A 22,488-nucleotide genomic window follows, 5' to 3' on the forward strand; every position below is an offset into this window, starting at 1 on the left:
ATTCGTCCAACATAGGGCGATATCCCAGGGGTCACATCTCGACGAGTCGGCACATCACACGGCCACGACCCGTCCGCAATTCACGCGGCCGGCCGCCGCGCCCGCCCCGCCGCATACCCGGCCACCACCGCGAACACCGGCAGCACGATCAACCCCGCCGCCGCGTTGAGACCTCCGTAGCCGGCCACGTCCAGCACCGACCCGGCGACCGCGCCGCCCGCCGCGCCGAACAGGTTCATCAGCAAGTCGGACGCGCCCTGCACCCGCGGCCGCTCGGCCGCCGGCACGGACTCGGCCAGCAGCGACGAGCCGGCCACCATCGAGCACGACCAGCCCAGCCCGAGCAGCAGCAGACCCGTCATCGTGACCGGCACGGTGCTCCCGGACAGGCCCGCCACGAGCACGGCCGCCAACAGCACCACCTGCCCCACGGCGATGACCGGGATCCGCCCGACCGTGTCGGCAGCCCACCCCACCAGCGGCGAGAACGCATACATCCCGACGATGTGCAGGCTGATGGTCAGGCCCACTAGCGTGAGGTTCGCCCCGTGATGCTTCATGTGCACTGGTGTCATGGCCATCACGGACACCATCACGGCGTGCCCGAGCACCACCGATGCCAGCGCCAACATCGCCGGCCGCGACGCGCGCACGACCCGCCACGACGACCGCAGCGAACCCACCTGCTTGGGCCGGGCGTCCGACGCACCGGCCTCCGGACCCGGCCCACCCGCCGACGCCGCGGACGCCGCAGACGCCACCGCTCCCTCCGACTCCACCGACTCCACCGACTCCACCGACTCCACCGACTCCACCGACTCCACCGACTCCACCGACGACGCCATCCGCCGCGCCGTCAGCAGCGGATCCGGCCTCAGCAGAACCCACATGATCGCCCCGCCGCCCGCAAACGCGACGGCGGAGAAGACATACGGCCCCGCCAGCTCCGGCAGCGCCAGCGCCCGCCCGACGGCGGCTCCCGGCGTGTTGAGGTTGGGTCCGACGACGGCCCCGAGAGTCGTGGACCACACCACAACGGCGAGCGATCGGGCCCGGGTCCGGTCGTCGGCGAGATCGGCGGCGGCGTAGCGCGACTGCAGGTTGGCGGCGCTCCCCGCGCCGAAGACCACCAGCGCGGCAAGCAAGAGTGGGAACCACCCCAGCACCGCCGCGAGAATGACCCCCAGCGCGCCGACGGTGGCGGCGCTCCAGCCGAGGGTCAGGGCGATGCGGCGGCCGCGCACGTCGGCAACGCGCGCAAGCGGCAGCGCGAACAACCCCGCCCCGAGCGTGATCGCGGTCACGGCGAAGCCTGACCACGCCTGCGACCCCGACAGGTCTTCGGCGAGCAGTCCGCTGACCGCAAGCGACGAACCGACGCCGACGCCGCCGACCACCTGGGCGAGCACCAGGATCCGCACGGTGCGCCGCTGGATCCGGGCGACCTCGGCATCGGAAAGCACGTCCTCCGGGCCGCCCCCGCCGCGGCGGGATATCTCGGCATCGGTGCGCTCGGGCGCGGTCATCGTGGGTCACCACCGGGCGGACGTGTCGGGACGGACGCAAGGACCCGGCAAGGCACCGGTCACGCCGAACCCGAAGGGGAGCAGACGAAAGACACCAGACAAAACAACCGACAGAACAACGGACAAGAGCAGCAGGCAAAGAGCAGCAGGCAACAGCTTGCAAAGCAACGCAACCCGGCGACTCAGCCGTCAACCAAAGAGCGCAAGTCTAGGCATCGCCCCCCGCGTCACCGCAGCGCAGGCTCGCCCACCACCGCCATCACCCGGTCCACGTACGCCGCCTTCTCCCCCACCGGCGCCGCGTAGTCGATCGCCGCCCGAGCGGCCGCTTCGCCGACCGTGCGCGTCAGCGTCCACGCGGCGAGGTACTGCGAGGCCAGGCACCCGCCCGCGGTGGCGATGCCGCCCTCGGCGTGGAACGGCGCGTCCAGCACGGTCACCCCGCACGCCTCCACCCACGGCCGCGTCGTCGTGTCCGTGCACGCCGGCATCGACCCGAGCAGTCCCAGCTTGGCCAGTACCAGCGCCCCCGAACACTGCGACCCGACGAGCTGACGCGCCGGATCGAGCGGCAGCGCGGCAACCAGTCCCTCGTCGGCGACGACGTCGCGCGTCTTGATCCCGCTCCCGACCAGCACGACATCCGCCTCCGCAGCGAACTCCAGAGGCCGCTGCCCCCGCACTTCCACCCCGTTCATCGACGTGACGACCGGCGCCGGCGTGGCGAGATACGCCGTGATCCCCGGCGCGCGGTTGATCAGCCCCGCCGCGATGAAGCTGTCGAGTTCGTTGAACCCGTCGAACGTGACCACCGCGACCTGAATGTCCGTCACTCCAGAGCCCCCACCCGCATCGTCGCCGAAAGTTCCCGGCTCAGTCTGACGTGCCCAACCATCCGGGGTCAGCAGCCAATCACTCCAAGGTGGCCTGCCGCCGAAGCCGAACGCGAACGCGAAGCCCGACGCAAAGCCGACGGGAAGCCGAACCCGAAACCGAACCGGGACCCGAAACCGAGGCGGTCTCAGCCGTCCCCGTCCCCGACTCCGTTCCGCCACACCATCCCCGCCGCGAACCCCAAGTCGGTGAACCGCGCCCCCGGAAACACCGCCCCGTACCGCTGCTCGAACTGCCTCCGGCTCAGGTACCGGTCGCTGAGCAAATGAGCGAGCCACGACCGGCTCGTGCGGAACCGGTAGAGCCACCAGGCGTCCCGGCGTCCGAGGCGCGCGATGTCCCGCGGGAGTTCGTAGGCGGCCCCGGTGACGTAGGCCCAGCGGGGTGCCGCGGGCGAGTCGGCCACATTGTCGGCGAGGATCACCGTCCCGCCGGGCCGGACCAGGCCGCGCAGGTGCCGCAGGGCCGCGTCGAGGTCCGGCACGTGGTGCAGGGTCGCAAGGCTGAGCACCAGGTCGAAGCCGCGGTCGTCGGCGATGTCGTGCAGGTCGAGGGCTTCGTAGCGGATGCGCGCGTGCGGGCGGCGCAGGCGGGCGGTTTCGACGAGGGCGGGGCTGAGGTCGGCGGCGAAGATGTCGTCGTAGGTGGCGGCGAGGGCGTGGGCGTGGCGGCCGGAGCCGCAGCCGGCGTCGAGGGCGCGGCCGCCCGCGGGGGCGAGTTCGGCGAGGGCTTCGGTGAGCCATTCGCCGAGGGGGTCGTGGAGGTCGGAGTAGCGGGCGTAGTCGCCGGCGAAGGAGTCGAAGGACTGCGGATCGACGTGCCCGCCCCGCATGCCGTGCTGCCTTTCCGCCGGTACGTCCCGAACGTCCGCCCGTCCGGCCATTCGTGCCTCCCCGACGTGCGCACGGGTCGCTCTTGACATCGCAGCTCCGTACCGGTGCGCTGATCATTGACACGATCAAGAACACCGCGACGACCCACAACGCCCGACCCGCTGGGATTCTTCCCCGACCGATCGAGGATGCCGCCCCATGTCGTTCGTGCTCATCGACAAGCCGCGCCCGCACGTCACGCTGATCACCCTGAACCGACCGGAACGGATGAACGCCATGGCGTTCGACGTGATGGTCCCGTTCCGCGAGGCCCTCGAGGAGGTCAGCGCGGACAACGATACGCGGGTGGTCGTGATCACCGGCGCGGGGCGGGGCTTCTGCTCCGGCGCGGACCTGGAGAGCTCCGGGCGGATCCCGGGGGTGAAGGGGCTGACGCGGACGTCGATCGCGCGCCGGTCGATGGAGATCCTCGACGACGTGATCCTCGGGCTGCGCAAGATGCACCAGCCGGTCATCGGCGCGATCAACGGCCCGGCGATCGGCGGCGGGTTCTGCCTGTCGGTGGCGACGGACATCCGGTTGGCGTCGGAGAGCGCCTACTTCCGGGCCGCCGGCATCAACAACGGCCTCACGGCGAGCGAGCTGGGCATCAGTTATCTGCTGCCGCGGGCGATCGGTTCGTCGCGCGCGTTCGAGATCATGCTGTCCGGCCGGGACGTGGACGCCGCCGAGGCCGAACGGATCGGGCTGGTGTCCCGGGTGGTGCCGGAGGAGAAGCTCCTCGACGAGTGCCTCGACCTGGCCGACCGCATCATCGGGTTCAGCCGGGTCGGCGTCGAGGTCACCAAGCGCATGCTGTGGTCGGGCCTGGAGGCGGGCAGCATGCACGCCCACATGGACGCCGAAGGCCACGCGCAGCTGTATGTCCGGTTGACCACGCAGAACTTCGAAGAGGCGATCATCGCCCGGAAGGAGAAGCGGGTTCCGGAGTACAAGGACTGACGTGTGCGGGGGCGACCGGGTCGGCGGAGTCGGCGGCGGCCGGCTTCGCGGGCCGGGTCGCGAGCCACGATCCGGCGAGGATCAGCGCGGTGCCCGCCGCGGTGGCCGGGGTCAGCGCCTCGCCGAGGACCAGCACGCCGAGCAGGACGGCGACGATCGGGTTGAGGTAGGTGATGAGCGCGGCCCGTCCGGCACCGGCTTCCGCGATGAGCGCGTAGAACGCGAGGAACGCGACGGCCGTGCACACCAGTCCCAGGGCCAGCAGCGATCCGATCGCCTTGCCGCTCGGCACCTCCGTGGGCGCGGTGGCGACGGCGAGCGGCAGCAGCGCCGCGGTGCTGATGCTCATCGTCGACGCGACCAGGCCGAGCGGGGCGACGTCGCCGAGGCGGCGCTTGACGATGAGGGTCGCGCACGCGTACCCGAACGTGGCCAGCAGCACCATGCCCGCGCCGAGCAGGCCGAGCCGGTCGCCGGTGAGGTCGAAGCCGACGAGCGTCGCCACGCCGCCGAGGCCGACCGCAAGGCCGACGGCGCGCGGCCCGGACACGCGCTCGGTGGCGTCGAGCTTGAGGGCGAGCAGCGCGATGATGATCGGCTGCGCGGCGATGAGCAGCGCCGTCAGCGACGACGAGATGTGCACTTCGCCGTACGAGATGAGCAGGAACGGCCCGGCGACGTGCGTGAACGCCAGCAGGACGACGGTGGGGACCCGGCCGCGGAGCGCGTCGAAGGCGCGGCGGCGCAGGGCCAGCGGCACGAGGACGAGGGCGGCGATGCCGGTCCGGGACGCCGCCACCATGGGGGCGGAGAGTTCGTCGACGGCGACCTTGATGAACAGGTACGACGTCCCCCACAGGACGGACATGGCGGCGAAGAGGATCCAGGCTTTGCGGGTCATGGGTTCATCGTGCTGTGCTGGGATCGACAGCAGAAGTGGTGATCTGCTTCACGGGCATTAAGGGGATCTGATGATCGATGTGCATCGGCTGCGCATCCTGCGGGAGGTCTCCGAGCGGGGCAGTTTCGCGAAGGCGGCCGCGGTGCTGATGATGACGCCGTCCGCGGTGTCGCAACAGATCGCGGCGTTGGAGCGGTCGTTGGGCCGGCCGGTGGTGGAACGCAGTACGCGCGGTGTGCGGCTGACCGAGCCGGGGCGGGTGCTGGTGGAGGCGGCGGAGTCGGTCGCGGCGGAGCTGGCGGCGGCGCAGGCCCGGATCGACCGGTTGGCGGAGGGCAGTCTGGGGCGGTTGGACGTGGCGACGTTCACGAGCGCCGGGCAGGCGCTGCTGCCGCCCGCGCTCATCGCGTTGACGGCGCGGCAGCCCGAGGTCGAGCCGACGGTGACCGAGGCCGAGCCCGCGGACGCGGCCGCGCTGGTCCGCGACGGCCGTGCGGATGTGGCGCTGGCCTACCACTTCGGCACGGTGCCGGCGTTCCCCGGGCTGGCGTGGACGCCGCTGATGGACGAGCAGATGTGGCTGGTCCTCCCCCGCGGCCACCGTCTGGCGCACCGCCGGTCGCTGCCGATCACCGCGCTGACCGAGGAGCGGTGGATCGAGGGCTGCGGCGCGGCGGGCGAGCCGCTGGCCCGGTCGTCGGCGATGGCCGGGTTCACGCCGCGGGTGGTGTGCACGAGTACGGACTACTTGTTCTCGCAGTCCCTGGTCGACGCCGGCATCGGTGTCGCCCTCATCCCGCGGATCGCGCTCGCGACGCACAAGCCGGGGCTGGCGTTCCTCGCGCTCGACCAGCCGCGCCCGGTCCGGCACATCGGGGTGCTGACGGCGGAGCGTCGTTGGCCGCAGCCGCTGGTGACGGCGCTGCTGACGGCGCTGCGGGAGGCGGTGGCGGCGATCCCGGCGGATCCGCGGGACGAGTCGGCGGGGTAGCGCCGCCGCGGGTTCGCCCGGGAGCGAGCCCGGACGATCGGGCCGGTCAGGCCTGGAGGTACTGCAGCACGGCCATGACGCGCCGGTGGTCGTCGTCCGACGGCGGCAGGTCGAGCTTGGTGAAGATGCTGCCGATGTGTTTCTCCACCGCCCGGTCGGTGACCTTGAGGCTCTTGGCGATGGCCGCGTTCGACCGGCCTTCGGCCATCAGTCCCAGGACTTGGCGTTCCCGCGGGCTGAGGGTCTCCACGGGGGCGACGCGGCTTGCGGCGCCGAGGAGTTGGCCGACGACCTCGGGGTCGAGCGCGGTCCCGCCGGCCGCGACGCGGGTGAGGGCGTCGACGAAGTCGCGGACGTCGACGACGCGTTCCTTCAGCAGATAGCCGACTCCGGCGGCGTTCTCGGCGAGCAGGCGGGACGCGTAGCGGGTCTCCACGTATTGCGAGAACACCAGGACACCGGTGCCGGGATGGGTGCGGCGCAGCTCGATCGCGGCGCGCAGGCCTTCGTCGGTGTGGGTGGGCGGCATCCGGATGTCGACCACGGCGACGTCCGGGCGGTGTTCGGCGACGGCGGCGAGCAGCCCGTCCGCGTCGGCGACCGCCGCCGGGACGTCGTGGCCGCGGTCGGTGAGGAGTTGGACGAGCCCGTCGCGCAGCACGGCGGCGTCCTCGGCGATCACGATGCGCATGGCGGGATCGTCTCAGCTTTCGGGGTCGTCGTGCCGCGCCGGGTGCGGACGTGGTGCCGGGTCATGCCGGGCCGCGGAGCGGCAGGACGACGCGCACTTCGGTCGGGCCGCCTTCGGGACTGCCCACGGTGAGCGTGCCGTCGACGGTGCGGACGCGTTCGACGAGCCCGGCGAGGCCGCCGCCGGTGCGCAGGAACGCGCCGCCGCGCCCGTCGTCGAACACCGTCACGATCAGCCGGTCGTCGCGGCGCACCACGTCGATGGCGATCCGCCGGGCGCCGGAGTAGCGCTGGGCGTTGGTGAGGAGTTCGGCGGTGCAGAAGTAGGCGATGGACTCCAATGCGGCGGGGGGCCGCGGCTCGACGTCCACGTACAGGTCGATCGGGACGCGGCTGCCCGCGGTCAGCGTGGCGAGTGCCGCGTCGAGTCCGTCGTCGAGGACGGGCGGGTGGATGCCGCGGGCGAGGTCGCGCAGTTCCGCAATGGCGAGTTTGGCGCTGCCGAGGGCGGAGTCGACGTGGGTGCGGGCCTTGTCGACGTCGACGGGCTCATCGTCGTCGTCGAGGTTCTCCTGCGCTTGGCTGAGGTGCATGGCGAGGGCGACGATGCGGGCCTGGGCGCCGTCGTGCAGGTCCCGTTCGATGCGGCGCAGCCGGGCGGCGGAGTCGTCCACGGCGATGGCGCGGGACTCCTCGAGGTCCTGCATGCGGGCGGACGTCTTGGTCGGGCCGAGCAGCACGCGCATGAGCCACACGTCGACGAACAGGATGCCGCGCAGCACCCATGGTGAGGCGACGACCATCGCCAGGCCGGCGAACGAGACGAGCACCGACTCGCCCCAGCCGTCGAAGTAGTGGTCGCCGAACGCGAAGGGCGTCTCGTGCGTGACGCCGTGCGAGTCGACCTGGGTGGGCTGGACGATCGGCGCCCAGATCAGGTTGGTCATGAGCATGCCGCCGAGCCCGGTCAGCGTCCACGCGGACGCCAGAGCGGCGAACGACACGGGCAGATGCGCGACGACGAACGCGATGCCGCGCCACGCTTCGGCGTTCCCGAACGCCGACCCGATCCAGCCGAGGAAGCCGGGCTTCGGCCGGAACGGGGCGGGCTTGGGGAGGTCCTTGCCGAGCAGCCCGCGCGCCAAGCCGCGGTGCAGCGCGCTGATCGGCCGCCCGAGCAGGATCACGCCGCACAGGATCGGCACGCCGATGACCGTGATGGAGAGCAGCGTGCTGCCGAACAGCAGGGCCGCGAGGAGGAGCCCGCAGACGAGCGCGATCGGGAAGCCGATGAACCCGAAGAGGAGTTCGCCGAGCGACCGGCCCCGGAACGGCTCGCGCAGGATGCGGAGCGCGGTGCGCAGAGCGGGCCAGGGCGCGGCCGACGAGGTGGTGAGCGGCAGATCGGCCCAGCGCCGGGGCCGGGCGGGCTCACCGGACTCACCGGGCTCACCGGGCTCACCGGGCAGAGCGGGCAGAGCGGGCGGAGCCGGCGGCAGGGTGCTCGGCGAGCCGGGTCGGGCACCGGAACCGGCTTCGGGGCCGGCCGCCGTCGTCTCGGCCGATCCGTCCCCGGGCGGAACCGGCTGCGGCGGGCCCGCGCTGTCGAAGTCTGGTGCGTTGGACATGCGCCTATCGTTCCGGTCTCGGCGCCGGGGCCGACAGTGCGCGGGTACCCGGCGGAGAGGTGGTGCTGGCACTACCCGTGAGGACGGCCCGCCGTCAGCTCAGCCGGCTGGGGGCGAGCAGCGCCGCCGTGCCCATGTCGACCAGGTTCACCACGAGTTCGTCGGCGGTGAAGACCGCGTCCGTGCCTTCGGTGCCCGCGGTCGCCGCCCAGTCCGCGAGTGTCGCGGCGACCATGTCGTTCCACACGGCGAGCCGTTCGATGCGCAGGCGCTCCGGCAGGTGGTCGAGGCGTTCGGCGAGCCGGTCGTAGATCCACGGGAGTTCTTCGGGGACGTCGTGGAAGAACGCGCCGTGGCGGCGGAAGCCGCCGCCGATCGTGCGCATGTGTCCGGCGATGCGCACGCAGTAGCGGCCGGACTCGGTGTGCATCTGGTCGGCGAGCGGCTGGACGAGTGCGGTGAGGAGTTCCGGGACCGTCGGTTCGGTGCCGTCGGCCTGCCGGGCGGTTATGGCGTCGACGTAGCCGCGGCGCACCGGGCTCACCCGGGCGACGTGCCGGGCGAGCACCGCGCGCAGCAGGTCTTCGCGGGAGCCGAAGTGGTAGTGCAGGGCGGATTTGTTGGCCTGCCCGGCGAGCTTGTGGATGTCCACCAGGCTGGCCTGTTCGACGCCTTGTTCGGCGAAGACCCGCTCCGCCGCGGCGATCAGTCGCTCCCTGGTGGTCGATCCGTCCCGTGGCATACCGGAACTCTAGTCGGCGCTATTCCGCAGCCGTGCCGGGCGGCGGCCCGGCCTGCGGGGCGGCCGCCGTTTCGAGGCGCAGCATCGCGGCCTCGTCCGGGGTGCCGGGCGGGGCGTTGTAGACGACGAGGCGGGTCCCGCTCGTGCCCGCGAGTTGCATGACCTCGAAGGACAGCGTCATCGCGCCGACCTTGGGGTGCCGGAACGACTTGGTGCCGCCGCGCCGTTCGTGAACTTCGTAGCGCTCCCAGATGCGGGCGAAGTCGGGTGATTTGAGGAGGAGTTCGCCGACGAGTGCGGTGAGTTCCGGGGAGTCCTGGTCGGCGCCGCCGATGGCGCGCAGGTGGGCGACGGACGCGGCGACGGTCTCTTCCCACGGGTGGTAGAGCACGCGGCCGACCGGGTGCAGGAACAGGTAGCGGGTCATGTTGCGCTGCTCGGGCGGCATGTCCCACAGGCCGGGCAGCAGGCGGCGGCCGGGCGGGTTGGCGGCGAGCATGTAGCTGTACCGGTTGACGACGTACGCCGGAAGCGGCCGCAGCGCCTCGAGGATCCGCAGGATCGAGTCACCGGGCCCGGCACCGCCCGCGGCGGTTCCGGCGGGCTTCTCGGAAGTGCGTCCGGACGCCAGGTCGGCGAGCTCGTTGAGCCGCGACCGGGCGTCGCCGCACAGGCCCAGGGCCCGGGATATCGCGTCGATGACCGCGGGCGACGGGTTCGTCTCGCGGCCGCGTTCGAGGCGCGTGTAGTAGTCGACGCTGACGCCCGCGAGGGTGGCGAGTTCCTCGCGGCGGAGTCCGGGTGTGCGGCGGATGCCCGCACCCGCGGGCAGGCCGACGTCTTCGGGTCGGACGAGGGCCCTCCGGGCCCGCAGGTATTTGCCGAGTTCGGTGCCTGGTGCCATCGGATCAGTGTCGCAGTCCCCGCGCGCCGCCGGGCGGGCCGTGAGGGGCTGTGGCACACCCAGGAACGCGGCACCGGGGCACAACACGGCCTCCCGCGCCCGCGCGTACCGCGGAAAAGTAGGGGCCATCGCGGGCGGCCCGGCCGCCGGATCCCAGGGGGTGCACGGCACCGGGCCGCGGATCCGTCGGACGGAGCCGCCCGCGTACCGGCGGCCACCGCCGGGCCGCCGTCGCTGTCTTCTGTCGCACGCTCGGGAGTCCTGCCATGCCTTCGATGTCCTCTTCGATGTCCTCGTCCATGTCCTCTGTGTCGGCTTCTGCGTCCGCCGTTCCCACCACCGCGGAGTCCCGGACCGGGTCCGGCGGCGCCGTGGCCGGGAACGACGGCCGCGATCGGGTCGCCTATGCCCCGAGCCGGGCGCCAGGATCTCCGCCCGGCTCGGGTTTCGCACTGATCGCCGCGCTGCTCGGGTTCACGGTGATCTCCGTGGACGTATCGGCCGTGAACATCGCCCTGCCGTCGATCCGTTCGTCGCTGCACAGCGGGATGACGGGACTCCAGTGGGTGGTCGACGCGTACACGCTCATGCTGGCCGCGCTGATGCTGTCGGCGGGCGCGCTGGCGGACCGGGCGGGGGCGCGGCGGGCGTACGGCTGGGGTGTCGCCCTGTTCACCGCGGCGTCGCTGGCATGCGCGGCCGCACCGGGCATCGGCACGCTGATCGGGGCCCGGGTGGCGCAGGGCGCCGCGGCGGCGATCGTCGTCCCGGCGTCGCTGGCGCTGATCCGGCAGACGTACGAGGAGCCGCGGCAGCGGGCCCGCGCGATCGCGCTGTGGACGGTCGGCGGTTCGCTGGCGATGGGCGCGGGCCCGGTGCTGGGCGGGCTGCTGTCCGAGGGCCCGGGGTGGCGTGCCGTGTTCCTGATCAATCTACCGATCGGTGCGGTGACCCTGGCGCTGCTGACCCGGGTGCCGCGGTCGCCGCGCCGTCCGGCGCCGCTGGACATGTGGGGTCAGGCGACGGCCGTGGTGGCACTCGCGGGGCTGGCGTTCGCGGTGATCGAGGGCGGGCACGCCGGGTGGACGACGCTGCCGGTGCTGGGTTCGGCTCTCGTGGCGGTGGCCGGCGCGGTGGGGTTCGCGGTGGCGGAGCGGCGGCAGCGGGCGCCGATGGTGCCGCTCGGGATGCTGCGCGACCGGTTCGTCGCGGTGCCGCTGATGCTCGGCTTCGCGATCAACGCGGCGTTCTACGGCGGGATCTTCCTGCTCGGCCTGTACTACCAGGAGCTGCGCGGCATGTCGGGAGTGCAGGCGGGGCTGATGTTCGCGCCGATGGCGGCGGTGATCAGCGGGACGAACCTGCTGTCGCCGCGGCTCGCGGAGCGGTTCGGGCGGCGGCCGGTCATCGTCGTGGGCCAGCTGATCATGGCGGTGGCGATGCTCGCGATGCTGCCGTTGGCCGCGGACACGCCGGTGTGGCTGGTGCTGGTGCTGCTGATCCCGCTCGGGATCGGGGGTGCGCTTTCGGTGCCGGCGTTCACCGCGCAACTGATGGACGCGGTACCCGGCGAGCGGGTCGGAACGGCATCGGGCCTGCTGAACGCCCTGCGGCAGACCGGCGGGGCGCTGGCCGTGGCCGCGTTCGGCGCGCTGGCCACCGGGGACGGCGGGACCGGGTTCTCGTTGTCGGGCATGCACGTGAGCGTCGCGGCGGAGGCCGTGGTGCTGGTGGTGACGGCGGCCGCGGCGTGGGTGCTGCTGCCGAGCGGTCGCCGGGACTAGACAGTCGGACCCGGTCGGCCGGCACTGTCGGTACCGCGGGCTACGGTGCGAGACGACGGGCCGGACGGAGCTCGTGCGGGACTCGCGGCCATGGGGGGTGGGTGTGGAAGGTCCCCGGCGTCCAGCCCGGGACTGGATTGGTATCCGTGTCCCCACCCCCCACCTCGCACACGGGATTCCAGACCGCGTCTCGAACGGCAACGGGCCCGCCGTGGGCGCACGGGACAAGCTTCAGCGCGTGCGGCGGCGGCCCTGGCCGAGGCGGAGCAGCAGGAGCGTGGTGTCGTCCGTGCCGGACGCGTCGCCGATGAGGGTTTCGGCGAGTTCGTCGAGCGGCGGATCGGCCGTGCCGGCCCGGGAGAGGCGGTCGGCGAGGGCGGCGAGGCTGCGGTCGGGGTCGACGCCGGGCCGGTCGGTCAGGCCGTCGGTGTAGAGGCAGATGATGGCGCCGGGCGGGACGGCGAGGGCGGCGCGCGGATAGTCGGCGGCGGCGTCCACGCCCAGCAGGATGCCGCCGGGCACGTCCAGCGCCTCGACGGTGCCGTCGCGGTGCCGGAGCAGCGGGGCGGGGTGTCCGGCCCGGGACACCAGGACGCGCCGCTTGTCGAGGGCGACGTGCAGGTAGGCGGCGCTGGCGAGCAGGTCGGTGTCCAGGTCGGTCAGCAGCCGGTTGGTGCGGGCGAGGACGCGGCGCGGGTCGGCGCCCGCGGTGGCGTGGGCGCGGATGGCGGTGCGGACCTGGCCCATGAGGGCGGCCGCGGTGGCGTCGTGGCCTTGGATGTCGCCGATGACGGCGGCGGCGCGGTGCCGGTCGAGGCGGATGAGGTCGTAGAAGTCGCCGCCGACGGACAGGTGGGCCGCGGCCGGCCGGTAGCGGGCGGCGACTTCGAGGCCGCGCAGGCGGGGCAGGCTGTGCGGGAGCAGGGCGCGCTGCAGGTCGCGGGCGATGCCGTGGGTGGCGTCGTGGTGGCGGGCGCGGAACAGGGCCTGGCTGATGAGGGCGCCGAGGGCGAGGAGCGAGGCGCGTTCCTCGGCGGTGAACCGGTGCGGGCGGTCGAACGACAGCAGGCAGGCGCCGATGCGCTGGCTCGGGACCGCCATCGGCAGGATCGCCCACGCTTCGCCTTGGCTCAGGTGGCGGTAGTCGGGGTAGAGCCGGTCCATTTCCTCGCGGGTGCCGGCGAACAGCGGGATCCCGCTCATGATCGCTTTCGCCCCGGGATGCCCTTGGTCTATGCGGATCCCGTCGAGCAGCCGGAGTGTCCCCGGCGGGTGTCCGTGGGTGCCGACGATCTCCAGCCGCCCCGCTTCGTCGACGGCGAACAGCGCCACCCGCGAGGCGCCGATCATCGGCAGGAGTTCGTGCGCGACGAGCCGGACGACGTCGTGGACGCTGGTCGCGGAGGTGAGCGCCGCGGCGAGGTGCAGCTCGTGGTAAATCCCTTCGAGGCGGGACTGCGAGTCCTCGGCGGGCTCCGGCACGGCGGTCGGCGCGGCGCCGGACTCGGGCTCGGGCGGCGGCGCGGTCTCGGTGATGCGGACGGTGATGCCGGACGCGTCGGGATACAGGTCGAACACCAGCCGGGTGGCGGGCGGGCGCATGGCCTCGAAGGTGCCGGTCTCCTGGCTCATCGCCGCGGCCCGGTAGCGCTCCTGGTAGATCGGGCGGTCGAGCCAGGGGATCACGTCCCACAGGCGCGCGCCGAGGAGCGTGTCGGCGGGGGTCTCCAGGAGCCGGGCGGCGGCCGGGGTGACCAGGGCGATCGAACCGTCGACGGCCAGGGCGCAGAGCCCTTCGGGGAGGCGGGCGGCGGCGGTGTCGCCGCCCGGGGGCGCGCCGGGCCAGGACAGCGCTTCGGGGCCGGGGCGGACCGGGCGTCCCGCGGCGGCGGCGTCGGCGAGCAGGCGGCCGAGCGCGTCGGCGGCCGCCCAGAGCCGGGCGCGCTCGGCACGGGTGAGCTGCGGCGGGTGGAAGCCGGACCAGTTGACGAACATCGCGCCGAGAACCTCGGGCCCGTCGAGCAGCGGCACGGACGCCGAGGCGAAGTGGTACGGCAGGGTGAGCGCGGCGAGCGGGTAGCGGCGGGCCATTTCCTCGGCGCCGTCGATCCATACGAGGTCCTGTTCGCGGACGGCGTCGGTGACCGCGGTCGGCGCATCCACCGGAAGGCTGCGCCACGGCCCGGCGAACTGCGGGGGCAGTCCGGAGAACGCGGTGAGCAGCAGCGACGTGCCGGGCTCGTCGAGCAGGTAGACGCCGCCGCCGTAGGCTCCCAGGCGGCTCAGCACCCCGCCGAGACAGAGGCCGACCCGGCCCAGGTCCGGGTCGAACGCGGCATCGACGGCATCGGCCGGGTCGGCGATGCCGACAGCGTCGGCGCTGTCGACCGGATCGCCGGAGCCTCGCTTCCCGGGGGACACGGGTCGCATGGACACCACCAAATGGGAGATTTGTGGGTAATTCTTCCACTCGTGGGGGTGCCCGGCACAGTGCGCGCGCCCGGCGCGGCAGATTCCCCCCGATAGGACCTGCCCGGCCGCCGTCCGCACGCCGCCTTCACTCACCCGCGCGCCGGGCCGCCCGTGCAGTCGGCCGTGTGCCGAGCGTCACCTGACAGACCGTCAGATTCTGTGTCCTCGATCATTGCCCGCCGCCGCCGTGATCAATACGGTCGCCCTCCGGGAGCCACGCCGGCCCCAGCACCACCTCTTTGCACGACTCCCGGAGCACGCGTGGAAGACCAGCGGACGACCCGACTCGACGCCGCACCCGACCGGAGCGGCGCCGCACCCGGCCCCGCGGGTCCGGCTGCCGACGCCGGCGGGCTGCGCACCCGGCTGATCGTCCCGGTCCTCGCCTTCGGCGGCATCCTCATGGCGGTCATGCAGACCGTGGTCGTGCCGATGCTGCCCGAGCTGCCCGCGCAGACCGGCAGCTCCCGGTCCACGGTCAGCTGGATGCTCACCGCGACGCTGCTGACCGGCGCCGTGCTCAACCCGGTGCTCGGCCGGGCGGGCGACATGTACGGCAAACGCCCCGTGCTGATCGGGTCGCTGGCCGCGATGACCGTCGGGTCGGCGCTGTGCGCGGTCACGTCCGACATCCGCATCCTGATCGCGGCCCGCGCGTTGCAGGGCAGCGCGGCGGCGGTCGTGCCGCTCGCCACCAGCATCCTGCGGGACGTCCTGCCGTCCCGCCGGATCGGTTCCGCGGTCGCGCTGATGAGCAGCACCGTCGGCATCGGCGCCGCGCTGGGCCTGCCGCTGGCCTCCGTGGTCCTGGAGCGCGCCGACTGGCATGTGCTGTTCTGGGTGACCACCGGGCTCGGGCTGCTGGGGGTCGCGGCGTCGTGGTGGGTGGTTCCGGCATCGCCGGTGCGGTCGCCGGGCCGCTTCGACGTCCTCGGCGCGGTGCTGCTCGCGACCGGCCTGGTGGGGATCCTCCTGGCGCTGTCCAAGGGCGCGGACTGGGGCTGGACGTCGCCGCCGGTGCTCGGGCTGTCCGTCGGCGGCCTGCTGGTGCTCGCGGTGTGGGGGTGGCAGCAGCTGCGCTGCCGCGTGCCGCTGGTGGACGTAAGGCTCGCGGCCCGGCGCACCGTCCTGCTGCCGCACATCGCGGCGCTGCTGACCGGGTTCGCGTTCTACGCCAACTGGCTGTCCACGGCGCAGCTCGTGCAGGCTCCCGAGGGCACCGGGTACGGCCTCGGCGCATCCGCCGTCGTGGCAAGTCTCTGCCTGGTGCCGGGCGGCCTGACGATGGTCGTCCTGTCGCCCGTGTCGGCCCGCATCTCGGCGGCCCGCGGGGCGCGCTGGACGCTGCTCCTCGGCACGCTGGTCATCTCCGGCGCCTACGTCGTGCGGATCTTCACCAGCGGCCACCTGCTGACCATCACCCTGGGCGCCACGATGTGCTCGGTCGGCACCGGCCTGGTCTATTCGGCGCTGCCGACGCTCATCCTCGACGCCGTCCCGCTGGAGCAGACCGCGGCGGCGACCGGCCTCAACGTCCTCATGCGGACGATCGGCCAGTCGCTGTGCAGCACCGCCGTCGCCGCGGTGCTCACCCAGGTCACGATGGACTACGACGGCACCGAGATGCCGACCCTGCACGCCTACCAGATCGCGTTCGCCTTGGCCTCCGCCGCGGCACTCGGCGCGGCGCTGGTCACGCTGGGTCTCCCCCGCCCACCGCGCCGGACGCTCGCAGCGCGGTGATCTCGGGCGCGGTGTAGCCGAGTTCCGCGAGTACCGCGTCGGTGTGCGCGCCGAGCGCGGGAATCGGACCCATCGGCGGCTCCCAGCCGTCGACGACGGGCGGCGGGAGCAGCGCGGGGATCGGCCCGCCGGGCGAGTCGACGGTGCGCCACCGATCGCGGGCGGCCAGGTGCGGGTGGGCGACGACGTCGCCGGGGGTGTTGTAGCGGGAGTTGCCGATCCCGACCGCATCGGCGCCGCGCTGCACGTCGGCCATCGCCTGCCCGGCGCACCACGCGGCGATCGCCTCGTCGAGGACGGCGCGGTGCGCGACGCGGCCGGGGTTGTCCCGGTACCGCGGGTCGTCGGCGAGGTCCGGGCGGTCGATCAGCTCGCGGGCGAGGCGCTGCCACTCGCGGTCGTTGGTGGTGCCGAGGACGACGGTGTGTCCGTCGGCGGTGCGGTAGGCGCCGTACGGAGCCACGGCGGGCGAGCCCATGCCGACGGGCTCTTGGTCGATGCCGGAATGCCGGGTGTAGTTGAGCGCGTAGCCCATCATCTCGGTCATGGTGTCGAACATGCTGACCGAGACCGCGGCCCCGGGCCGCCGTCCCCGGCCGGCGCCGACGAGCGACGCCATGATCGACAGCGCCGCGTACAGCCCCGTGCAGGCGTCCGCCATCGGCGGCCCCGGCTTCGCCGGCGCGCCCGCCACTCCGGTGATGGCGCAGGCCCCGGACTCGGCCTGCACGAGCAGGTCGTAGGCCCGCTTGCCGGACAGCGGGCCGCCGCTGCCGTAGCCGTCGATCTCGACGGCGATCAGGCCGGGGTGGCGGGCGGCGAGGTCGTCCCGCGCGATGCCCAGCTTGGCGGTGGCTCCGGGGGCGAGGTTGGACACCAGCACGTCGGCCCGCTCCAGCAGCCGGTGCAGGACGGCCGACCCGCCGGGGTCTTTCACGTCCAGGGCCACGGATTCCTTGCCCCGGTTGAGCCAGACGAAATGCGCGGCTTGGCCGTGCACGACGTCGTCGTAGTACCGGGCGAAGTCGCCGCCGCGAGGGTGCTCGATCTTGACGACGCGGGCGCCGAAATCCCCCAGCGTGCGCGTGCACAAGGGGGCAGAAACGGCTTGCTCCAGGGCAACGACGGTGATGCCCGCGAGGGGGCCGCTGCCGTCGGGGGGTATGTCCACGGGTCACTCCTTGGATGGGAAGAGCCGTTGTCCGCCTACGAACGTTTCCCGGACGACGTCCGCGCAGAGCACGTCGAGTGCGTCACGCAGCGGCACCCGCAGCAGCACGAGATCCGCCGCCGCGCCGACCCGGACTCGGCGCACCCGGCCGGGGAACGCGGGGTCGCCCAAAAACAGGGCGAGCGCGGCCCGCGGGTCGACGCGTTCCCCGTCGGGGCGGTGGACCGCGGCGTGCGCGACCCGCCACGGATCGGAAGTGCCGTACGGGGCGTCCGTGCCCGCGGCCACCGGGATTCCGGCGTCGGCCAGCGACCGGAGCCGGTACAGGTGCGGCCGGTCGTCGGGGTCGACGTCGGTGGCGTACTCGCGGCCGCGTTCCACGGGGAAGTGCGGCTGCGTCACGACGGTCACGCCGAGCCGCGCGAGCCACGGCAGCGTTTCCTCGGGCAGGACGGAGCCGTGCTCGATGCGGTCCCCGGGCACCGGCCCGGCGGCCTCCAAGGCGAGCAGCGTCACGAGGACTTGGGTACGGGTGACGCAGTGCACGGCCACCGGAGCCGGCCGCACGGCCGCGAACCGCGCGGCGAGGTCGTCGGGCCCGGGCAGCGTCGCGTCGTCGAGCAGGAACTTGACCGGCCCGTCGACGCCCATCACGACGACCCGCTGCGGCAACGGCGCGAGCAGCGCGGAGAGGCCCGGCGCGGGCTGCGGGTCGGCGTTGGTGAACCCGGTGACCCCGCGGGCCGCGGCGGCGCGGCCGACGGCGGGGAGGTCGAGCGACGTAGGCGGGGCGAGGTCGCGGAGGCGCGCGTCCTGGCGCCAGAATCGGCCGTCGGCGGGGGCGGGCGGGTGCCACGTGCGGGCGGTCGCCATGGCGAGGCCGGGCACCGGAGGGTCCACACCCCCGGCGGGGCTTGCCGGGTTCGGGGCTTCCGCCGCGTCGAGCGCGTCCGCAACGGCACCTGCCGCGCCCCCGGCGCCCGGACCCGTCGCGGCCGAGTCGCCCTCACCCGGCCCGAGCAGACCCGCTGCCCGCATCGCCGCCGAGTTCCACACCCACAGCGCCCCCGTGCGGTGCTGGACGCGCACCGGCCGGTCCGGCACCAGCGCGTCGAGCCGCCATCGGTCGAGCTCGCCCGCGACGCTCTCGTGGTAGCCCGTGGCCCGCACCCACTCCCCCGGCGCGCCGCGCCGCAGCGCCGCGGCGAACGCGTCGGCGTCGCGCACGTCGCCGCGCCCGACCGGGACCGAGGCCGCTTCGGCGGCCGTCGCCGCGAGGTGGATGTGGTGGTCGTGCAGCCCGGGGATCAAGGCACCGCCGCGGCCGTCGACGTCGACGGGGCCGCCGAGCCGGGTGCCGATCTCGACGATGCGGCCTCCGGCCAGGCGCACGTCGACGATGCGGCCGTCGATTTCCACGTGGGCGATCAGCATGGCGGGAGTAGTACGCCGGAGTTGTGCGGAGCCTCGGCGGTTCTCTCGTCGTCGGCGTCGCGCCGGTCGGCCCGATCGCCGCGGGAGCCGACCCCCGTCGCCCTCCCGGCAACCGCCGCCCCCGCCGAGCACCTCGCCGCCTCGGCCGCGCACCCCGCCATCGCCACCTCGACGAGTTCCCCGCCTCCCGCCGCCACGGAACGCGCCGCGCCGAGGGCCGCATAAATGCCCGTCACCGGATCGGCGATCGCGTCGCCGACGAACACCGGGCCGCCGTCGGCGTCATGTCCCAGCAGCCCGCCCGCGACCGCCGCGTCGTCGCCGAAGGCGATCCGGTCGTCGTCGCGGCCGTAGCCGGTGATGCTCACCCAGACCCGCCCCGGGCGCGCGGCCAGGAACTCCTCGGCGTGGACGCCCAGGCGGCGCAGCGCCCGCGGGCGGGACGCCTCGATGACGAGGTCGGCGCCCGCGACGATGTCCGCGAGTGCGCCGGATCCGAAGTCGACCACGCGGTGGTCGTGGCCGTCGTGCAGCCAGGCGTGGAACTCGGGAGAACCGAGGCGCGCCCCGTCCGGCCGTGTCGTGCTCTCGACCGTGGTCACCCGCGCGCCCGCGAGTCGGAGCAGCCGCGCGCACAGGGGCCCTGCCCACAGCGCGGACAGGTCGACGACGCGCAGGCCTTGCAGCGACGTGGGGCCGGTCGGACCGTGCCGGTCGGCGCGCAGCGGATCCCGGTCGCGTTCGGCGCCGGGGACCGCGGCCGCCATGCCGAGCAGATGGGCGGCGTCGACGACTTCCCGGGCCGGTGCCCGCCGCGCGGCCTCGCGCAGCAGCGGCAGCGGGTCGACGGCGGTCTCCGGCTGCGCGCCGAGCAGGGCCAGCAGCGCCGGGACCGCGGTGACGTCGTCGGTGCGTGCGAGGTTGACCGCGGCCCAGCCGTCGGCGCAGGCCAGCAAGTGGCAGGAACCGTTGGCGGACGTGCGCTCGGGGAGCCGGTAGCCGGCCAGGGCGGCACGCCGGAACAGCGCGTCCTCGACGTCGACGGGTACTCCCGTCAGACCGGTGAACGCCTGCCCGGCCCGGCCGAGCGGCCCGAGAGCGGGCCCGACCGACGCCGCCCAACGCCCGAGTGCGGGACGGTCCATGCGCGGCATGCTATGCCAGGCCGCGCGAGCGTGGGGTCAGAGATCCGCAGGCCAGTCGTACGTGCTCGGCACGTCGACGTGCTGGTCGGTGGGGCCGTACACGATGGTGATGACGTCGTGTGCCTTCAGCTCGTGCGCCGCGGGGTCGCCGGTCTGCTCCTGGCCGTTGACGTACCAGTGCAGGGCGTTGCCGTTGGTCGCGGTGAGGTTGCCGATGTGCTGGGCGTCGAGCGACACATCCCACTCGGTCATGAACTGGCCGAGGGTGAAGGTGGCCGGGACCGGCGATTCGACGTGGATGACGCCGGTGGTGTCGTGCGTGTGCAGCGGGCTCAGGCGCTGCGAGGCCTGGTCGATGCCGATCTCCGCGGGGACCGCGACGGGGTTGCCGTTCACGATCACGTTGAGCTTGGCGTGGATGTGCTCGACGGTGCCCTCCGCGCCGAGCATGGGCAGCCCGGCGGCCGCGACGTGCGCGACGGGGTGGTCGGGCGCGTCCCACGGCGGCGCGGTCTCGCGGCCTACGGCGGTTCGCGCGGGCTGGCTCGGTATCTGCTTGGCCCCCGTGTTCTCGGCCTGCCCGTAGTCCGCGGTCACCACGGCGACCGTCAATCCGACGATGAGCGCGGCGATGCCCAGCACGATCGCGCCGATGCGGATCGTCCGGCGGCGCCGGTCCGCATGCTTGGCCTGCTTCCGCGCGGCGGCGCTCTTCGCCCGCCTGCGTTCGGCCTTGTGGTCGTGCTCGGCCACGACGCCGCCCTTCTGGAGAGTCCGGTGGATACGCTGAACGAGAAGTTCAAAGTTGTACAACCACCGAACTTGCGGCCTTTACTCCGGAATGCCGCCTTTGTAGCGTGGATCACGCCCGCCGGGAAACTCAGTCGACACCGGTCACCGTGGTCAGCAGCACCGCCGCGTCCTCGAGCGCCGCCAGCCCGTGCCGCTCCTGCGGAATCGCGCGCAGTTCCCCGGCGGACAGCTCGTAGCCGCCGTCCGCCGCAACCAGCCGCACCCGCCCGGACAGCACCTGCAGCGTCGCCGCCGCGGGCGGATTGTGCTCGTCCAGCTCTTGCCCCGCGGTCAACGCGATCAGGGTCTGCCGCAGCGGACCTTCGTGCACCAGCAGATGCGCGCTGCGCCCGTGCTCCGACGCCGCGGCCTTGTCCAAGTGCTCCTGCGCCAACGCGCCAAGCCCGACCATCCCGACCTCCCGAACCCGACAGCCTTCACCTGACCTGCCCGGGTACCCCGGATGCAGGGCGTCATGCCGGGCACTCCCGATGTCACAGATCCCGGCGCTGCCTCGTCCCGTTTCCACGACGCGGCGCTTCGCCGCGGATTCCCGGCCGTGGCCTATCGTGTGCCGGCCGGGCGGGCGATGGGCGGGCGAGAGGAACGGGTGTGGATCGGACCGAGGAATTCGAGGAACTGCGGCCGCTGCTGTTCTCGATCGCGTACCGGATTCTCGGGAGCGTGACCGAGGCCGAGGACGCGGTGCAGGAGACGTGGCTGCGGTATGCGACCTCGGAGACGGTGCCCGCGTCGACGAAGGCGTTCCTGTCGGCGGTCGTCACCCGGATCTCGATCGACGTGCTGCGGTCCGCACGCGTGCGGCGGGAGGCCTACGTCGGGCCCTGGTTCCCCGAGCCGCTGCTGGACGACCCGTACGAGAACCCCGAGCGCGCCGCCGAACTCGCCGACTCGCTCTCCACCGCCGCCCTGCTGCTCCTGGAACGCCTGTCGCCCTTGGAACGCGCCGTCTTCGTGCTGCGCGAGGTATTCGCCTTCGGCTTCCCGGACATCGCCAATGCCGTCGGGCGTTCGGAGGCCGCGTGCCGCCAGCTCGCGGTCCGCGCCCGCCGGCACATGGACGAGGGCCGGCCCCGCTTCGAGGCCGATCGGAAGGAGCGCGACGAGCTGGCCGAGCGGTTCTTCGACGCGTTCCGCGAGGGCGACGTCGACGCGCTGCGCAAGCTGCTGGCCGGCGACGTCATGATCCTCGGCGACAGCGGCGGCAAGGCGCCGCAGTGGGGCGGCGGCATCCACGGCCAGGACAACGTCAGCCGGACCCTGGTCGCGCTCGGCGACGCGCTGCGCCGGATCGGCGGAACCCTGGAGCCGCATGCGGTCAACGGCGGCTCCGGCGCGATCTTCCGCGACCGCGACGGCAAGGTGGTCACCACCTGGACGCTGGACATCGCGGACGGCCGGATCCAGGGCATCCGCGCCGTGCTCAACCCCGACAAGCTCCGCCACGTCGGCCCGGTCGCGGACACGTGGGCCCTGGTGCGCGAGGCGAACGAGGCGCGCCGCCGGGCCGAGTGACGCCGAGGAGGCCTGCGGGGGGGGAGCCGTGATCCCCCCGCAGGTCACGCGTCGCGGGCCGGCTCGCCCACGGCCTCCCGAGCACTGTCCGGGTCGGCGTCCTTGTCCGGGTCGGCGTTCTTGTTCTTGTCCGCGTTCTCGTCCGCTCCGCAGTAAGGGCACGGCCTCTCCCCCTGGGCACCCTCGCGGATCTTGCCGCACTCCGGGCACACCAGGGGGAGCCAGCAGACCGGGTCCCCGCCCATGTCCTCCACGTCGCGCATCCGCCGATTGTCCCGCAGCCGGCCGCGGAATCCGGCG

The 22,488-nt window shown here is 73.5% G+C and carries 20 protein-coding genes; 5 read left to right on the forward strand and 15 right to left on the reverse strand.

The genetic code is table 11. The annotated features are described in order from the left end of the window. Window positions 1-80: 80 nt before the first annotated feature. From ACPA54_RS05855 to ACPA54_RS05865, 3 genes are all read right to left on the reverse strand, one after another. On the reverse strand, window positions 81-1,526 hold the full coding sequence (locus ACPA54_RS05855; RefSeq protein WP_423527461.1) for an MFS transporter: 1,446 nt from the start codon (window positions 1,524-1,526) through the stop codon (window positions 81-83). Window positions 1,527-1,753: 227 nt separating this feature from the next. Then, window positions 1,754-2,350 (reverse strand): DJ-1/PfpI family protein, encoded by a 597-nt coding sequence (locus ACPA54_RS05860; protein WP_423527832.1) that lies wholly within the window; start codon window positions 2,348-2,350, stop codon window positions 1,754-1,756. A 197-nt stretch (window positions 2,351-2,547) separates the two neighbouring features. After that, on the reverse strand, window positions 2,548-3,303 hold the full coding sequence (locus tag ACPA54_RS05865; RefSeq protein ID WP_423527463.1) for a class I SAM-dependent methyltransferase: 756 nt from the start codon (window positions 3,301-3,303) through the stop codon (window positions 2,548-2,550). A 148-nt stretch (window positions 3,304-3,451) separates the two neighbouring features. On the opposite strand from ACPA54_RS05865, the gene ACPA54_RS05870 reads away from it, so the two are divergent. Further along, a complete protein-coding gene (locus ACPA54_RS05870) occupies window positions 3,452-4,255 on the forward strand; it encodes an enoyl-CoA hydratase (protein WP_345676634.1) in 804 nt (267 codons plus the stop codon). Here ACPA54_RS05870 and ACPA54_RS05875 read toward each other — a convergent pair. Continuing rightward, complete coding sequence (locus tag ACPA54_RS05875; RefSeq protein WP_423527464.1) at window positions 4,212-5,156, reverse strand: DMT family transporter; 945 nt, start codon at window positions 5,154-5,156, stop codon at window positions 4,212-4,214. The genes ACPA54_RS05870 and ACPA54_RS05875 overlap by 44 nt on opposite strands. 70 nt (window positions 5,157-5,226) lie before the next feature. Between ACPA54_RS05875 and ACPA54_RS05880 the strand changes: the two genes are divergently transcribed. Beyond that, window positions 5,227-6,147 carry a LysR family transcriptional regulator gene (locus tag ACPA54_RS05880; RefSeq protein WP_423527466.1) on the forward strand — a complete coding sequence of 307 codons (921 nt, stop codon included), beginning with the start codon at window positions 5,227-5,229 and terminating at the stop codon, window positions 6,145-6,147. Window positions 6,148-6,193: 46 nt separating this feature from the next. Here ACPA54_RS05880 and ACPA54_RS05885 read toward each other — a convergent pair whose 3' ends face one another. The 4 genes from ACPA54_RS05885 to ACPA54_RS05900 all read right to left on the reverse strand — a co-directional run bounded on the left by ACPA54_RS05885 (window position 6,194) and on the right by ACPA54_RS05900 (window position 10,111). Further along, entirely contained in the window at window positions 6,194-6,838 is a 645-nt protein-coding gene (locus ACPA54_RS05885) for a response regulator (RefSeq protein ID WP_423527468.1), read from the reverse strand. 61 nt (window positions 6,839-6,899) lie between these two features. Then, window positions 6,900-8,465: a sensor histidine kinase gene (locus ACPA54_RS05890; RefSeq protein ID WP_423527470.1), complete on the reverse strand. Its 1,566-nt coding sequence runs from the start codon at window positions 8,463-8,465 to the stop codon at window positions 6,900-6,902. Window positions 8,466-8,559: 94 nt separating this feature from the next. Beyond that, on the reverse strand, window positions 8,560-9,207 hold the full coding sequence (locus ACPA54_RS05895) for a TetR/AcrR family transcriptional regulator (RefSeq protein ID WP_423527472.1): 648 nt from the start codon (window positions 9,205-9,207) through the stop codon (window positions 8,560-8,562). A 19-nt stretch (window positions 9,208-9,226) separates the two neighbouring features. Beyond that, entirely contained in the window at window positions 9,227-10,111 is an 885-nt protein-coding gene (locus ACPA54_RS05900) for a helix-turn-helix domain-containing protein (protein WP_423527474.1), read from the reverse strand. Between the two features lie 266 nt (window positions 10,112-10,377). Between ACPA54_RS05900 and ACPA54_RS05905 the strand changes: the two genes are divergently transcribed. Then, on the forward strand, window positions 10,378-11,895 hold the full coding sequence (locus tag ACPA54_RS05905; protein WP_423527476.1) for an MFS transporter: 1,518 nt from the start codon (window positions 10,378-10,380) through the stop codon (window positions 11,893-11,895). Window positions 11,896-12,126: 231 nt separating this feature from the next. Here ACPA54_RS05905 and ACPA54_RS05910 read toward each other — a convergent pair whose 3' ends face one another. Beyond that, window positions 12,127-14,325, reverse strand: a complete 2,199-nt coding sequence (locus tag ACPA54_RS05910; protein WP_423527478.1) for a SpoIIE family protein phosphatase — start codon at window positions 14,323-14,325, stop codon at window positions 12,127-12,129. Window positions 14,326-14,628: 303 nt separating this feature from the next. Between ACPA54_RS05910 and ACPA54_RS05915 the strand changes: the two genes are divergently transcribed. Then, entirely contained in the window at window positions 14,629-16,110 is a 1,482-nt protein-coding gene (locus ACPA54_RS05915; protein WP_423527480.1) for an MFS transporter, read from the forward strand. Here the strand turns inward: ACPA54_RS05915 and ACPA54_RS05920 are convergent. The 5 genes from ACPA54_RS05920 to ACPA54_RS05940 all read right to left on the reverse strand — a co-directional run bounded on the left by ACPA54_RS05920 (window position 16,061) and on the right by ACPA54_RS05940 (window position 21,064). Then, window positions 16,061-17,281, reverse strand: a complete 1,221-nt coding sequence (locus tag ACPA54_RS05920) for a CaiB/BaiF CoA transferase family protein (RefSeq protein WP_423527482.1) — start codon at window positions 17,279-17,281, stop codon at window positions 16,061-16,063. The two genes, ACPA54_RS05915 and ACPA54_RS05920, sit on opposite strands and share 50 nt — an antisense overlap. Window positions 17,282-17,284: 3 nt before the next feature. Next, window positions 17,285-18,715: an amidohydrolase family protein gene (locus tag ACPA54_RS05925; protein WP_423527484.1), complete on the reverse strand. Its 1,431-nt coding sequence runs from the start codon at window positions 18,713-18,715 to the stop codon at window positions 17,285-17,287. Beyond that, complete coding sequence (locus ACPA54_RS05930; protein ID WP_423527486.1) at window positions 18,709-19,860, reverse strand: CoA transferase; 1,152 nt, start codon at window positions 19,858-19,860, stop codon at window positions 18,709-18,711. The genes ACPA54_RS05925 and ACPA54_RS05930 overlap by 7 nt, the downstream gene beginning before the upstream one ends. A 36-nt stretch (window positions 19,861-19,896) precedes the next feature. Continuing rightward, window positions 19,897-20,613 (reverse strand): hypothetical protein, encoded by a 717-nt coding sequence (locus ACPA54_RS05935; protein WP_423527488.1) that lies wholly within the window; start codon window positions 20,611-20,613, stop codon window positions 19,897-19,899. Window positions 20,614-20,740: 127 nt separating this feature from the next. Continuing rightward, window positions 20,741-21,064 carry a cupin domain-containing protein gene (locus tag ACPA54_RS05940; RefSeq protein WP_423527489.1) on the reverse strand — a complete coding sequence of 108 codons (324 nt, stop codon included), beginning with the start codon at window positions 21,062-21,064 and terminating at the stop codon, window positions 20,741-20,743. 200 nt (window positions 21,065-21,264) lie between these two features. On the opposite strand from ACPA54_RS05940, the gene ACPA54_RS05945 reads away from it, so the two are divergent. Further along, complete coding sequence (locus ACPA54_RS05945; protein ID WP_423527491.1) at window positions 21,265-22,188, forward strand: RNA polymerase sigma-70 factor; 924 nt, start codon at window positions 21,265-21,267, stop codon at window positions 22,186-22,188. Window positions 22,189-22,232: 44 nt separating this feature from the next. Here the strand turns inward: ACPA54_RS05945 and ACPA54_RS05950 are convergent, their stop codons facing one another. Beyond that, complete coding sequence (locus ACPA54_RS05950) at window positions 22,233-22,451, reverse strand: hypothetical protein (RefSeq protein ID WP_423527493.1); 219 nt, start codon at window positions 22,449-22,451, stop codon at window positions 22,233-22,235. Window positions 22,452-22,488: the final 37 nt, after the last annotated feature.

It is taken from the genome of Uniformispora flossi (genome assembly GCF_049534875.1).
Classification (GTDB): Bacteria; Actinomycetota; Actinomycetes; order Streptomycetales; family Streptomycetaceae; genus Yinghuangia; species Yinghuangia aomiensis.